This window comes from Pseudomonas costantinii, assembly GCF_001870435.1.
Taxonomy (GTDB): domain Bacteria; phylum Pseudomonadota; class Gammaproteobacteria; order Pseudomonadales; family Pseudomonadaceae; genus Aquipseudomonas; species Aquipseudomonas costantinii.
The window spans coordinates 68,520-83,154 of the sequence record NZ_MDDR01000025.1; the positions used below are offsets into that span (position 1 = coordinate 68,520).

At 59.5% G+C, this 14,635-nt stretch carries 8 protein-coding genes and 1 tRNA gene; all 9 read left to right on the forward strand.

Annotated elements, in window-relative coordinates; translation table 11 throughout:
• Window positions 1–55: 55 nt before the first annotated feature.
• The 9 genes from pal (at window position 56) to BFL40_RS12965 (ending at window position 14,582) form a co-directional block, all read left to right on the forward strand.
• On the forward strand, window positions 56–556 hold the full coding sequence (gene pal, locus BFL40_RS12925; RefSeq protein ID WP_003209827.1) for a peptidoglycan-associated lipoprotein Pal: 501 nt from the start codon (window positions 56–58) through the stop codon (window positions 554–556).
• Between the two features lie 6 nt (window positions 557–562).
• A complete protein-coding gene (ybgF, locus tag BFL40_RS12930; RefSeq protein ID WP_071484358.1) occupies window positions 563–1,399 on the forward strand; it encodes a tol-pal system protein YbgF in 837 nt (278 codons plus the stop codon).
• A 165-nt stretch (window positions 1,400–1,564) separates the two neighbouring features.
• On the forward strand, window positions 1,565–2,212 hold the full coding sequence (gene queE / locus BFL40_RS12935) for a 7-carboxy-7-deazaguanine synthase QueE (RefSeq protein WP_071484359.1): 648 nt from the start codon (window positions 1,565–1,567) through the stop codon (window positions 2,210–2,212).
• A 100-nt stretch (window positions 2,213–2,312) separates the two neighbouring features.
• A tRNA-Lys gene (locus tag BFL40_RS12940) sits at window positions 2,313–2,388 on the forward strand.
• A gap of 233 nt (window positions 2,389–2,621) precedes the next feature.
• Complete coding sequence (locus BFL40_RS12945) at window positions 2,622–3,986, forward strand: TolC family outer membrane protein (protein WP_235864691.1); 1,365 nt, start codon at window positions 2,622–2,624, stop codon at window positions 3,984–3,986.
• A gap of 117 nt (window positions 3,987–4,103) precedes the next feature.
• Window positions 4,104–6,242: a type I secretion system permease/ATPase gene (locus tag BFL40_RS12950; protein ID WP_071484361.1), complete on the forward strand. Its 2,139-nt coding sequence runs from the start codon at window positions 4,104–4,106 to the stop codon at window positions 6,240–6,242.
• Between the two features lie 48 nt (window positions 6,243–6,290).
• Window positions 6,291–7,706, forward strand: a complete 1,416-nt coding sequence (locus tag BFL40_RS12955; protein ID WP_071484362.1) for an HlyD family type I secretion periplasmic adaptor subunit — start codon at window positions 6,291–6,293, stop codon at window positions 7,704–7,706.
• 33 nt (window positions 7,707–7,739) lie between these two features.
• On the forward strand, window positions 7,740–8,216 hold the full coding sequence (locus BFL40_RS12960) for a hypothetical protein (RefSeq protein ID WP_139213503.1): 477 nt from the start codon (window positions 7,740–7,742) through the stop codon (window positions 8,214–8,216).
• 60 nt (window positions 8,217–8,276) lie between these two features.
• Window positions 8,277–14,582, forward strand: coding sequence for an SPM autocatalytic domain-containing protein (locus BFL40_RS12965; RefSeq protein ID WP_501037497.1), 6,306 nt, complete (start codon window positions 8,277–8,279; stop codon window positions 14,580–14,582).
• The last annotated feature ends 53 nt before the right edge of the window (window positions 14,583–14,635 follow it).

The following is a 14,635-nucleotide window of genomic DNA, read 5'->3' on the forward strand; positions in this document are numbered from 1 at the left end:
CGCGGCGCTACAAAAAGATTTGCTTAACACACTGGGGTTCATTAGGAGTTTCACGATGGAAATGCTGAAGTTTGGTAAGTTTGCTGCTCTGGCTCTGGCTCTGTCCGTAGCCGTTGGTTGCTCGTCTAAAGGCGGCGACAATGCCGGTGAAGGCGCAGCTGTTGATCCAAACGCTGGTTACGGCGCTAACACTGGTGCAGTTGACGGCTCCCTGAGCGAAGAAGCTGCTCTGCGCGCTATCACCACCTTCTACTTCGAATACGACAGTTCGGACCTGAAGCCAGAAGCCATGCGCGCTCTGGACGTTCACGCGAAGGACCTGAAAGCTAACGGCGCTCGCGTTGTTCTGGAAGGTAACACTGACGAACGTGGTACTCGTGAGTACAACATGGCACTGGGCGAGCGTCGTGCGAAAGCCGTTCAGCGCTACCTGGTACTGCAAGGTGTTGCTCCAGGCCAACTGGAACTGGTTTCCTACGGTAAAGAGCGTCCAGTTGCTACTGGCCACGACGAGCAGTCCTGGGCTCAAAACCGTCGCGTCGAACTGCGTAAGTAATTCGTCATGCGAACGTGCCGTCGTGCTCTAACTGTATTGGCTCTCAGCCTCGCACCGCTTGCGGTGTGGGCTGCGGTTCCTGTGGAAGATAGCAACTCTGGCTATAACAATAGCGGGAGCAGTTATCCGCCAGCGGGTTATGGCACGAACGGCGCCTATGCTGGGGGGCCGGCTACGGCTGCTCCCTCGGCACAGGGCGAACTGTTCAACCAGCTGCAACGCATGCAGGATCAATTGTCGCAGCAACAAGGCACAATTGAGATTTTGCAGAACCAAGTGAACCAGCTGAAGCAAGAAGGCCTGGAGCGTTACCAGGATCTTGATCGACGTATTGGAGCCGGTGTTACACCTGCCGCAACTCCTGATAATTCTTCTGCCGGTGGTGCGCCAAGCGCGGCCGTCGGTGGTGCAGCAACAGGGGCCGCAGCAGCAAGCCAAGCCCCTGCTGCGAGCAGCGAACCGGGTGATCCGGCGAAGGAAAAGCTGTATTACGATGCAGCCTTCGACCTGATCAAAGCCAAGGACTTCGATAAGGCCAGCCAGGCTTTTACCGCATTCCTGCGCAAATACCCGAACAGCCAATATGCGGGTAATGCCCAGTACTGGTTGGGCGAGGTCAACTTGGCCAAGGGTGATCTGCAAGGTGCAGGCCAGGCATTTGCCAAGGTCAGCCAGCTTTACCCAAAGCACGCCAAGGTGCCTGATTCGCTGTACAAACTTGCTGACGTTGAGCGCCGCCTGGGTCACACCGACAAGGTCAAAGGCATTCTGCAGCAGGTGGTCTCCCAGTATCCGGGTACCTCCGCTGCACAGTTGGCCCAGCGGGATCTGCAACGCTTGTAAGCATTGCCTTCCCGTTCAGAAGAAACCCGCGCCTGTCGCGGGTTTTTTCGTTAGAATCCACGCCCTTTTATGAAACACGCTTTTTGGGGTCTACGCGTTGGCGAGATCGCTTGAAGTGCCTGACGGAGGCGGACAGCCTGTTTAGCTGTTACGCCCGTGGCGACTATGCAAGACACATTACGCATTACCGAAGTTTTTTACTCGTTACAGGGTGAAACGCGAACCGCTGGCCTGCCCACCGTATTTGTACGGCTGACCGGCTGCCCGTTGCGTTGCCAATACTGTGACAGCGCCTACGCCTTCAGTGGCGGCACCGTGCGTACCCTTGACGACATCCTTGAGCAGGTTGCCGGCTTCAAGCCGCGCTACGTCTGCGTGACGGGTGGCGAGCCCTTGGCCCAGCCCAACGCCATCCCGTTGCTCAAGCAACTGTGTGACGCCGGTTATGAGGTTTCCCTGGAAACCAGTGGCGCGTTGGACATCTCTGCGGTAGACCCGCGTGTGAGCCGAGTGGTTGACCTCAAGACCCCGGATTCCAAGGAAGCACACCGCAACCTGTACACGAACCTGGATCTGCTCACGCCCAACGATCAGGTCAAGTTCGTGATCTGCTCCCGTGATGACTACGATTGGGCCGCTTCCAAGCTGATCCAGTATGGCCTGGAGCGTCGGGCGGGCGAGGTGCTGTTCTCCCCAAGCCACCATGACTTGAATGCCCGCGACCTGGCTGACTGGGTGGTGGCGGACAACCTGCCGGTACGCCTGCAATTGCAGTTGCATAAGTACCTGTGGAATGACGAACCCGGGCGTTGAAAAGGGCTGAATTACCGATCAAATGCGTTATTTCTGATTTATTTAAAATAAGGTGTTGAATAATCCTTAGAAATCAGTATTATACGCGCCACCACACAGCGGGTCGTTAGCTCAGTTGGTAGAGCAGTTGGCTTTTAACCAATTGGTCGTAGGTTCGAATCCCACACGACCCACCATTTTTGGCGGTTTAGAAAATCCGGAAGGCCCACGCAAGTGAGGATTTCCGGGTTTTTTTTTGCCCGCGATTCGTGAGTGATGGCAAGTAGCTACAAGTCTTTCTTGTTGATGCGCAAAGGCAGGCGTAGGATGCGCCCCCGATCAGCCCAGCTGAATCGGTTAATGCCTTTGAACATGGATTGTTATGACTGCTTGCTCCCGCTTTTTCACACTATTGCTCCTTGTTATTTTTATGACGATCCCGGAATTGGCCAATGCCAACCCAGGTCGCGCCGATTTGCTCGGGGTTTATCGGCAAGCAGTGGAGCATGATGCGCAGCTGTCTGCCGCACGCCACGATTATCTGGCTCGGCGCGAAGGCGTACCGCAGGCTCGGGCCGGCCTGCTGCCGACCCTCAATGCCGGCAGCACGGTGGAGGCGGTGCGATTGCAGCGCGATGAGCCGGGCTTGACCCGCACCCGCAACACCTCGGTGTTCCAAGCGAACCTCAATCAACCATTGTTTCGCATCGATCGCTGGTTTCAGCTCGAAGCCGCGCAGGCTGCCGCTTCCCAGGCCGAGCTTGAATTGGGTGCCAAGGAGCAGGGGCTGGTTCTGACAACGGCTCAGGCGTATTTCGAAACCTTGCGTGCGTTGGATTTATTGGCGGCCTCCAAAGCTGAAGAAGCCGCGCTCAAACGCCAGCAGGCGCAGGCACAGGCGCGTTTGGACAACGGTGCGTCGAGCATCACCGACGTGTTGGACGCCCAAGCCGCTTACGACAATGCCAATGCCAACCGCAAACTGGCCGAGCGCAAGGTAGAGGACGCGTATGAGGCGCTGTCGCGTCTGACCAGCCAGGACTATGCCTTGATCGAGGGCATCGAACATCAATTACCGGTACAGCTTCCGATCCCCAGTGATCCCAACGCGTGGGTCACTCGCGCGGTGCAGCAGAACCTGGCATTGCAGGCCAGCAGCTACGGGGTAATCGCTGCCGAGCAAACCAACCTCCAGCGCAAGGCCGGCTATGCGCCAACCGTCGACGCTATCGCGTCTTGGCGTAAGGGCGACAACGACAGTTTCGGTTACAGCAATCCCACCGATTTCGGCCGCGATGGTTATCGGGGCAGCGTTTCCCAGGGCAGCATTGGCGTCGAGCTGAATATCCCGTTGTACAGCGGTGGCATGACGCGTTCGCAAGTATGTGAGTCCACCGAGCGCTTGGCTCAAAGTGAAGACGAGCGTGAAGACCGCCGCCGTGAAGTGGTGCTCAACACGCGCAATTTTTACCGTGCGATCAATTCCGATATCGAGCAGGTGGCCGCCCGGCGCCAGACGATTCGCTCCAGTCGCGCCTCGGTCAAGGCCAATCAAGTGGGCCGCGACCTGGGCTCGCGCAACACCGCCGACGTGCTCAACGCCGAGCGCCAGTTGTACGGCGCTGTGCGTGAATACAACAATGCGCGGTACGACTACATCATCGACACGCTCAAACTCAAACAGGCGGCGGGGACGCTGAGCCCGGCCGACTTGAGCGATCTGGCCATGTACCTGAACAAGGATTACGACCCGGATCGCGATTTTCTCCCGCCCCAGGAGCGCCAAGCGCTCTGACCCATGAGATAAATCTCAATAAAGTGATGTCATATTGATTCTAATTGTTTCAAGATTGATATAACCTATTGAAAGGTTTAGGGATTTATTGTCACTTCGCGGCATGCATGGAAGCTTATGATTGATCAAGGAAAGGGCGCGGAGCCGCCTGCGCCAGATACCGGTCTCGTGTGTCTGGTGATGCTGGCCAGGTTTCATTCGGTGGCGGCATCCGCCGAGCAATTGGCCCACGAGTTCGCTCCCGCCAACCAGTCATTCACCCAGCGTGAACTGTTGCTGGCCGCACGCAAGCTGGGCCTCAAAGCCAAGGCCGTCCGTACCCACATTGATCGCCTTGAGCGCACGCCACTGCCGGCCATAGCGGCCGATCGCGACGGTACGTTCTTTATCATCGCCAAACTGGATCAGGGCAAAGCGCTGATCCAGGACCCGCGTGCCGAACGCCCGGAAGTCATCAGCTTTGAAGACCTGGCGGCGCGCTGGAGTGGTGAGTTACTGCTGGTGCGCTCCGAATCCGGTCTGCCGGGGGAAACTTCGCGCTTTGATTTCACCTGGTTCATTCCTGCCATCGTCAAATACCGCAAGCTGCTCGGCGAAGTGCTGCTGGTGTCGTTCGCCTTGCAGTTGTTTGCACTGGTCACGCCGTTGTTTTTCCAGGTGGTGATGGACAAAGTCCTGGTCCACCACGGCTTGACCACGCTGGATGTGATTGCTGCCGGGCTGCTGGGCATCATGCTGTTCGAGTCGGCTTTGAGCGGTCTGCGCAGCTATGTATTTGCCCACACCGCCAGTCGTATCGACGTGGAACTGGGCTCACGCCTGTTTCGGCATTTGATCAACCTGCCGCTGGCGTATTTCCAGGCGCGACGTGTGGGTGATTCAGTAGCCCGGGTACGCGAACTGGAAAACATCCGCAGCTTCCTTACCGGCAACGCCATCACCCTGTTGCTCGATGTGCTGTTCTCCGTGGTGTTCGTGCTGGTGATGTTCTACTACAGCGGCTGGCTCACCCTGATCGTGTTGTTGTCGTTGCCGCTGTACGTGCTGGTTTCGCTGTTCATCACGCCGTTGCTGCGGGCACGCCTGCAAGACAGCTTCACGCGAGGCGCCGAGAACCAGGCATTCCTGGTGGAGACCGTCAACGGCATCGACACCGTGAAGTCCATGGCCGTCGAGCCTCAGGCTATCCGCAAGTGGGACAACCAGATGGCGGCCTACGTCGCCGCCGGTTTCAAGACCCAGACCCTGTCCACCCTCGCCAATGAAAGCGTGGGCCTGATCGGCAAACTGGTGACGGTCGCCACCCTGTGGCTGGGTGCACGGTTGGTGATCGATGGGCAATTGTCGGTAGGCGAATTGATCGCCTTCAACATGCTGGCCGGTCGCGTCAGCGGCCCGATCATGCGCCTGGCGCAGCTGTGGACCAGCTTTCAGCAGACCGGCGTGTCGGTGCAGCGTCTGGGCGACATTCTCAACACCCGCACTGAGTTGTCCCAGGCCACCCGCAGTGCGCTGCCGCCGCTCAGAGGCCAGATCGAATTCGACCAAGTGCATTTCCGTTATCGCGCCGATGGCTCCGAGGTGCTGCGCGGTGTGAGCTTGCACATTGCCGCGGGTGAGGTGATCGGTGTGGTCGGGCGTTCCGGCTCCGGCAAAAGCACCCTGACTCGGTTGCTACAGCGCTTGTACGTGCCCGAGCGGGGTCGGGTGCTGGTCGATGGCATGGACCTGGCCCTGGCCGACGTTTCCTCGTTGCGACGCCAGATTGGTGTGGTGCTTCAGGACAACATGCTGTTCAACCGCAGCATCCGCGAGAACATCGCCCTGAGTGATCCGGGGGCGCCCCTCGAAGCCGTGATGCACGCGGCGCGCATGGCCGGTGCCCATGAGTTCATCCTGGAGTTACCGGAAGGCTACGACACCATGGTCGGCGAGCACGGCACCTCGCTGTCCGGTGGTCAGCGCCAACGCGTGGCGATTGCCCGAGCCTTGATCGGCAACCCGCGCATCCTGATTTTTGATGAGGCCACCAGCGCGTTGGACTACGAGTCCGAACGCATCATCCAGCAGAACATGCAGAGCATCTGCGCGGGGCGCACGGTGATCATCATTGCGCACCGGTTGTCTGCGGTGCGCGACGCCCATCGCATTCTGGTGGTCGACCGCGGGCAAATCGTCGAGCAGGGCAGCCATGCCGAATTGCTCACTCACCAGGCGGGGCACTACTCGCGCCTGCACCGCATGCAACAAGGCTGAGCGCCGCCCTGGCCTCAACCGTATTTCGGATTCAAGGATTGATGTCCCATGAGCGCAACGCCTTCGTTAATGCAGCGTTATCGTCACGCCTGGCGCGCGTCCTGGCGCCAGCGCAAGCAGATGGACAGCGTCCCGCGTCTGCCCCATGAAGCGCAGTTTCTGCCCGCTGCGCTGGAATTACAGGACACGCCCGTGCACCCGGCGCCGAGAATTTTCATCTGGAGCATCCTGGGCTTCGCGGTATTGGCGTTGCTGTGGGCGTGCCTGGGCAAGATCGAAGTGGTGGCGGTGGCGTCCGGCAAAGTGGTGGCAAGCGGCAAGACCAAGTTGATTCAGTCCAGTGAAACGGCCGTGGTCAGGGCGATTCATGTCAACGATGGCCAGCGCGTGAACGCCGGTGAGTTGCTGGTCGAGCTGGACCCGACGGCGGCGGACGCAGACATCCGGCGCATCCAGAGCGATCTGCTGGCTGCACGCATCGACGGCGCACGCAGTGCCGCTATGCTGGAGGCGATCAACCTGCGCAAAGCCCCGGCCTCGCTGATCGGCGCCATTGCCGGTGCCGACCCACAGCAGGTGCTCAGCGCCGAGCGCTGGCTGCAAGGTCAGTATCAGGAATACCGCAGCAGCCTGGAGCTGGTCGACGCGGAGATCCAGCAGCGCAACGCCGAAATCCAGTCAGCCCAGGCTCAGGTCGCCAGCCTCAGGCAGACCGTGCCGATTGCCACGCAACTGGCCGAAGACTACCAGCGCCTGCTGGCTCAACAGTATGTCGCCCGCCACGAGTACTTGGAAAAAGAGCAGGCCCGCCTCGACCTGCTGCGTCAATTGAGCGTGCAGCAGGCCAGCGTCCTGCAATCCACCGCGGCCCAGGGCGAAGCGCGGCGGCGTCGTGAAGGTGTGGTGGCGCAGAACCGCCGCGCCATGCTCGACCTGCAGCAGCAAGCCAATCAGAAGGCCGCGAGCCTGACCGAAGAATTGGCAAAGGCCCGCTACCAGGAAACCCTCACCAGTCTGATTGCTCCGGTGGACGGCACCGTGCAGCAGTTGGCGATCCATACCGTGGGCGGCGTGGTCACCCCGGCCCAGCCGCTGATGGTCATTGTGCCCGCGGATCAACCGGTGGAAGTGGAGGCCATGCTGGAAAACAAAGATGTCGGCTTCGTGCACAGCGGCCAGCCGGTCACGGTCAAGATCGAGACCTTCACCTTCACCAAATACGGCACGGTCGATGGCGAAGTGCTGAGTGTGTCCAGCGATGCTATCGAAGACGAAAAACGCGGGTTGATTTACAGCAGCCGAATCCGTTTGAACACTGACCATTTACAGGTGAACGGCCAGCGCGTGGCACTTTCTCCAGGCATGTCGGTGACGGCGGAAGTGAAGACCGATCAGCGACGGGTGATCGAGTACTTCCTCAGTCCATTGCAGCAGCATATGAGCGAAAGCTTGCATGAGCGTTGAGTCAGTCGGGTTCTTCAAGTCAGTAGGTCAGTCATGAATATCAGGATGGGTGGATTGAAAATTTTCGGCTGGTTGAAAGTCATATTGATGTTTGTTGGCGCTCTGGCGCTGTTGAAGTATGGCGCGGTCAAGCTGTTGTCACTTGATTTTGACTCGGATGATGATGTGGCAACTGTGCTCTCAAAATCTCCCGATGGAAGGTTCACGGCGGCCACTGTTACCCGTGCAGGAGGCGGCGCGATAGCGCCGTTTTGCTCCGACAGCATTTTTGTATTTAACAGCTTGCAAACCATCGATGAAGTGATTGCGCAGCCTGAATACGAAGTCTACTCCGCTGAGTGCGATGTCTTTTTTGATCATGATGCGTCGCCGAAAGTGCGCTGGGATTCTGAGAACACACTACAGATCGACTTTGCAATCGGTGCCACGCGCACTGCAGCTCGAGATGCGAAGTTGCGTGCTTCGGATGCGTCCGGAAAGGTCCGGATCAGCTTTTCGGCGTATCGCTAGAAAGGGAATGTTCGAATTTCTTCTTGAATAGGCAAGAGAAATTAAAAGTAAGGGAAGCACGTGGCGAAACTGACGTTGATGCAGGAGCAATTTGGTAAGGACCGTTTTGATGTCTTGACCAAGGATGGGAAGCTCGTAGCTGCGAAATGGCTGAATGACGGACTTGGCAGCTATGTCATGGACCCGCAGACGGATCGGCCGTACGTGGTGCCGGCGGATTACGACATGAACGCTTCGATTGAGCAGTTCAAAAAAATCCGCGCTGAGTATGATGGGTCGCTGACCAGTACGCGTGTCAGTCTCTACAAAGATATTTATGAAACGTTCCGACAAAGTGGTGTTGGGGACCTTCAGCGCTCCTATAACGGTGAGTCACATGCAACCGGAGCGGACTTTGTTCCCAGCTTTACCAATGCGGCTTCTTTTAACTTTGGTTTGATCTCGACCGTATTGGGGCTGACCGAGACGGAAGTGATTGGCGGCGGCGGCCTTTATAACTTGTATAAATCCTTCCGCCCCGGTGGTCAGAATATCAAGACCGAAGGCGAGTGGTGGAACAACGAGCCCAACGTCATATCGATCAAAACAGGGATGTCGATCATTCATCCTGATCGAGACGGACAACCACTGATTGACCAGGGCGGCCCCGCCTGGGTAGCTCCGCCAAGTGTGCTGAACATTGAAATCAACCCCGATCCCCAAGCGAATCGCCAGGTTCAACTTGAGAACCAGCTCGCCCGTGACGCGATGAATGGTTATATCAACAACGCGGCGACACATAAGATCTTTACCCTTGAGGGCATTCTCAACAAAACCGATTTCGTCTCCACCCAAATGGCGAGTCTGGCTTCTGGCGGTATTCGCCCGGGTGAAATGCAGCTTGATCCCAATGCGCGCCCCAACAGCTACCTGTCGCAGTTCTACCCGGCTCCCGACGCGACCAAACCGGATTTCAGCCTGCGCAGCGCCGTGACCCTCAATGGGCTGTCGGCGATGTCGACATTCAACACCTACGTTGACCCGCTGTTGCTGGACCTGACCGGCAATGGCGTGCACATGACCGACATCCGTGACGGCGTGTTGTTCGATACCGACCACAGTGGCACGGTCAAGCGCACCGGCTGGGCGGATCGCACCACCGGTATGCTGGTAATTGACGACGGCAGCGGCCAGGTCAAAGACGTCAGCCAGATGTTCTCTGAGTACTACGGCGGCAAGGTTGGCGCTAACGGTGTTGCGGGTGAAGCGCGGTTCAAGGATGGCTTTGCAGCGCTCGCCAGCGAGGATGCAAACAAAGACGGGGTGATCGATCAGAACGATCCGATCTGGAGCAAGCTGCGTGTCTGGGTTGACGGTACGCATGATGCGAAAGTGGATGCCGGTGAACTGAAAACCCTGGCCGAGCTGGGTATTACTCAAATAAACGTGCGCGCCACGACGGCTCCTCAGGGCGTTGAACGTGACGGCAACCGTGTGCTTGCCACCGGTTCCTTCACCATCAATGGCAAAAGCCAGGAAGCGCTGGCGGTGGACTTCCTCGGCGATCCGGTCAGCAATACGTTGAATCAACAGGGGACAGGCACGCGAGTGACCTCGACCACCAGTGGGGCAAACAGCAAAACCACCATTGCTTACGCCAGCCAGAGCACCACCGGGGAAACCCTGGATGCGGCAAAACTGGGCGTGAACAATGTCTATGGCGGCGCCGGTAATGACACCTTGATCGCTGCCGCTACCGGCAGCTGGCTCGTCGGTGGCGCCGGCAGCAACACGTATCTCGGCGGTCAGGGTGACGACGTCTTTGTCATCAGTGCCTCGGACGACACCAGAAACATCCGCGGCAATGGCGGACGAGATACCGCCATTATTGTGGGTTCGCAGGATGTGTTTCTGAACATGGCTCAGGCCGGGCTTACCGTCGCCGAAGGCGGTGGTGGCAACGATGTCATCATGAGCGGCGGCACCGGCAGCGCCTTCATCAAAGGCGGCTCGGGCAACGCGACACTGGTGGGCGGCGGCGGCAACGATGTGCTGGTCGGCGGCACCGGCCACAACACCATCATCGGTGGCAGCGGCAAAGCGGTGATTTATGCCGGGCCGCAAGGCGACACCATTTACGCCTCCGAAGGCGGCAGCATCATCCATGCCGGTGGCGGTGCCGATAAAATCTACGGCGGCGCCGGCAACGACGTGATCGAAGTCGGCCACGGCAACGCAAGCATCGACGGCGACGGCGGGGTCAACCTGGTCACGCTGCACGGCAACCATGGCGACTACCGCATCACTCGCACCGCCACGGGTTATGAAGTGGCCGACAAGGTCGCCGGTCGCGACGGCACAGTGACGTTGCGCAATATCCAGAAACTCAACTTCTCGGACATCTCCGCCGTTGACCTGCAAACCCCCAATGCCATGCCGGTGGCCGATGTACTCACGGTGGACAAGGCCGGCAAGGCGTTCGATCGCACCCAGGCGCACCTGATCAGCGCCGAGGCTTTACTGGCCAACGATCAGCGCCTCAATAGCCAGGGCGCGCTGCATATCGCTAACGTCGGTGACGCGGTTGGCGGCACGGTCAGCCTCACCGCCCAAGGCGATGTGCTGTTCACCCCGGACAAGCATTACGACGGCCTGATCAGCTTCAAGTACGGCGTGGCCGATGCGGCTGGCAACCTGTCGGCGTCGGTAGTCGACCTGGGCAGTGGCCAGAGCGCGCCGATGCGTGCAGGTGTGACCTTGCTCACGCCTGAAGTGCCGCTTGATCCGCTGGCGGCGCAGGAATGGTATTTGAGCGACACCCACGTGCTGCCGGTGTGGAAGGATTACACCGGTAAAGGTGTGCGCATCGGCCAGTTCGAGCCGGGGGGCGAGTTCGCCACCGCACCGGAGATCTTCGACACCACGCACCCGGACCTGGCACCGAATATCGATCAGGCCTGGCTGCAAACGCAAAAAACCAACGGCACCTTGCCGGGCCTGGTGTCCAACCACGCGACAATGGTGGCGGGGGTGATGGTCGGGGCAAAGAACGGCATCGGCGGCGTCGGCGTGGCCTATGACGCGAAACTCGGTGGTTATTACCTGGCCGGCAAAGGCGATGATCTGACCGGGTTGGGGCATATGGTCAGTTTCGACATCGCCAACAACAGCTGGGGTTTTACCAACGACTTCGCGCTGAGCAGTTTTCAGGACGGCACGATTAACACCGCGGCGGCTCTGAGCATGAATGCCCAGTACGCGGCCAGTAACGGTCGCGGCGGCCTGGGCACGATCATCGTGGCAGCGGGCGGCAACAGCCGGGCCTCGGGTGGCAATGCCCAAGGTTCGTTGACCAACAACAACCGCTTCTCGGTGGAAGTCGGCGCGATCAATGCACAGGGCGATTTGTCGACCTTGCAGATCGGTTCGTCGCCGTTCTCCAACCCAGGCGCCAGCTTGCTGGTGTCGGCACCGGGCAGCAATGTGGTATCCACCAGCCACATGCTGGAAACCGAACGCGGTTCCACCTTCGGTAACGACTACACCAGCATGCAAGGCACCAGCTTTGCCGCGCCGATTGTGTCCGGCATCGTTGCGCTGATGCTCGAAGCCAACCCCAACCTGGGCTACCGCGACGTGCAGCAGATCCTCGCGTTGTCGGCGCGCAAGATCAACGACCCGTCCACCCAGTGGACCGATAACGCCGCGCATGCCTGGAACGGCGGCGGTCTGCATACCAGCAACGACTACGGTTTCGGTGAAGTCGATGCGCGTGCGGCGGTGCGCCTGTCCGAGGCCTGGATGACCCAGAGCGTCGGCGCCAATGAGTATGTTTACAGCGCCTCCAGCGGGGCGCTCGGCAAGCCGTTGGCGGCGGGTGCAACGCTGACGTCGTCCATCGCGATGAACGCCGGGCTGAACGTCGAACACGTCGAAATCGACTTCGATGCCACGGTCGGCCGCCTGGGCGATCTGACCCTCAAGCTGATTTCGCCGGATGGCACGCAAAGCGTGTTGCTCAACCGTCAGGGCAAAGTGCCGGACGGCATGGCGGGCGCCAGCGCGGCGGATGTCGGCAGTACGCGGTCCGGCTCGTTCAAATACACCTTCATGTCGACCCATGATTTTGGGGAGCGCTCGGCGGGCAACTGGACGTTGCAGGTCACGGACGCAGCATCCGGTCTGCCGGTGACGCTCAACAATTGGTCGCTGCGTTTATACGGCAGCAAGGCCAGCGCGGACGACACTTACTTCTACACCGACGAATACGTCAAGGCGGTGCTGGGCAACGCCGGCCGTGCAGTGCTGGACGATGCCGTCAACGGCGTGGCGGGTGGGCGCAATACGCTCAACGCGGCGGCGGTGTCGGGGGATACGTCGGTCAACCTGCTGACCGGTGTCGCCAGTATCGGCGGTGCCGCGCTGACGGTGAAAAACCCGTCGAGCATCCAGAACATCGTCACCGGTGATGGCAATGACACGCTGGTGGCGGGTAACAACGATGCGTTACTCGACGGTGGTCGTGGCAACAACACCCTGACCGGCGGCGCGGGCAAGGACTTCTTTGTGGTGCATCGCCGGGATGCCGGCAACGATACCATCACCAACTTTGAAGCGGCCCGTGGCGAGATCGTCGACTTGGTAGGGTTTGCCGGCAAGAAGTTTGCCGATCTGCAACTGACCCAACAGGGCGCGGACGTCAAAGTCGATCTGGGCAAGGGCCAGAGCATTGTGCTCAAGAACCAGGCCGTCGCCGGTCTCACGGCGGCGAACTTCAAGTTCCAGGACAGCTTTGTGGCACCTACGGCCTACGTCAACAGCGACGCCTCGGCGGCCAAGCCGCAGGAAGGCTTGGGCACCGTGGTGCTCAACGGTGGCGCCAAAGGCGTGATGTATTCCAGCGATGCCCAAGGTAAAAACGTGGCGTCGTTGAGCGGTACGGTCTACAGCCATGACAGCGCGACCTCGGATGTCTTCGTGGTGGCGGCGCAAACCGGCGTCACGGACTACAGCAATGCGTTGCGTGGCTTTCGCCATGGCATCGACAAGATCGACTTGCGCCAGACCGGTGTCACCGACTTCAGCCAACTGACGGTCGAACACAAAAACCGCGCCACGATCAACAATCTTGCGCAGATCCATGGGGTGTACGTCACGCGCAACGACTCCAACACCAAGTTACTGTACCTGGATGCATTGGATGTGGCACAGGTGACGGCGTCGGACTTCATCTTCGCCGACCATGCGCCGGCGGTGGTCGCGCCGGTCGGGCCTGTGGTTGATCATCCGAATGTCGACAAACCGGTGGTCGTGGGGCCGCTGCCGCCGATTGATCTGCACCCGAGCATCACCATTCCTGACCCGATTGTGGTGCCGCCGATCACGATTCCGGACTTTAAAGTCCCGGAACACAAAACCCTGGAGCAGATCCTGGCGGAGCGGGGCATCGATCTGAACCCGAAAGTGCCTGAACACAAAACCATCGAGCAGATTCTCGCCGAGCGCGGCGTTGGCTCACTGGAACCGACCACGCGGCCGGACATTGGCACAGTAGGGCGCACACCGATTGATATCCCGAGCCCACGACCGATTCTGATCCCGGACATTCCAGCGGTGGATATCACCCATCGTGACCTGAATATCCCGACGCGCACGCCGGTGGATATCTCCTTCGAATCGGCCCGCGACCGCATTCTGGGGCGCACGCCGACGACGGTGGACCCGGCTGGCGACCCGAATGTCATGACGATCAAAGGCTTCTTTGCCGACGATGTCACCCTGGGCGACGAGAGCAAGACCCTCAACATCGAAGCCTCGAATGTCAAAGTGGTCGCCGGCAACGGGGACAACACCGTGAATGTGACCGGCCGCCGCGGCGATATCAGCCTGGGTAACGGGCATAACGTGGTAACCGGTGACATCGACAAGCTGACTGTAGGCCACGGCAACAACACGATTACCGACTCCGGCTCGTTCACCACGGTGAAACTCGGGGATGGCAATAACCACGTGGTGGTCAGCGGCAACATGCCGACGGTTGAGGTCGGGCACGGGGTCAATGACATCGAGTTCAAGGGCGGCATGGGTGAACTGGTGTTCGGCAAGGACATCAACCCCAACCAACTGTGGTTCCAGCACAAAGGGCAGGACCTGCAGATATCGGTGGTCGGCAGCAAGCAAGAGGTCACGCTGCACAACTGGTATGCCGATGCGCCTGAGCGTCCACGGGACATCATGGCGGGGGATCGTCATCGCCTGATGGATCGGGATGTGGAGCACCTGGTCCAGGCCATGGCGGCGTTCGCACCGGCTGCGCCGGCGACGATGACCTTCGGTGCTGCCGAGCAACAGACCTTGCAACCGGTGCTGGCGGCCAACTGGCGATAAACGCCGCACCTTAACCTGAAGAAAGGGCCCGCGATATTCATCGCGGGCCTCTG

Coding starts and splice junctions, on each gene's coding strand:
- pal (WP_003209827.1), top strand. CDS start 56: ATGGAAATGCTGAAGTTTGGTAAGTTTGCTGCTCTGGCTCTGGCTCTG.
- ybgF (WP_071484358.1), top strand. CDS start 563: ATGCGAACGTGCCGTCGTGCTCTAACTGTATTGGCTCTCAGCCTCGCA.
- queE (WP_071484359.1), top strand. CDS start 1,565: ATGCAAGACACATTACGCATTACCGAAGTTTTTTACTCGTTACAGGGT.
- BFL40_RS12945 (WP_235864691.1), top strand. CDS start 2,622: ATGACGATCCCGGAATTGGCCAATGCCAACCCAGGTCGCGCCGATTTG.
- BFL40_RS12950 (WP_071484361.1), top strand. CDS start 4,104: ATGATTGATCAAGGAAAGGGCGCGGAGCCGCCTGCGCCAGATACCGGT.
- BFL40_RS12955 (WP_071484362.1), top strand. CDS start 6,291: ATGAGCGCAACGCCTTCGTTAATGCAGCGTTATCGTCACGCCTGGCGC.
- BFL40_RS12960 (WP_139213503.1), top strand. CDS start 7,740: ATGAATATCAGGATGGGTGGATTGAAAATTTTCGGCTGGTTGAAAGTC.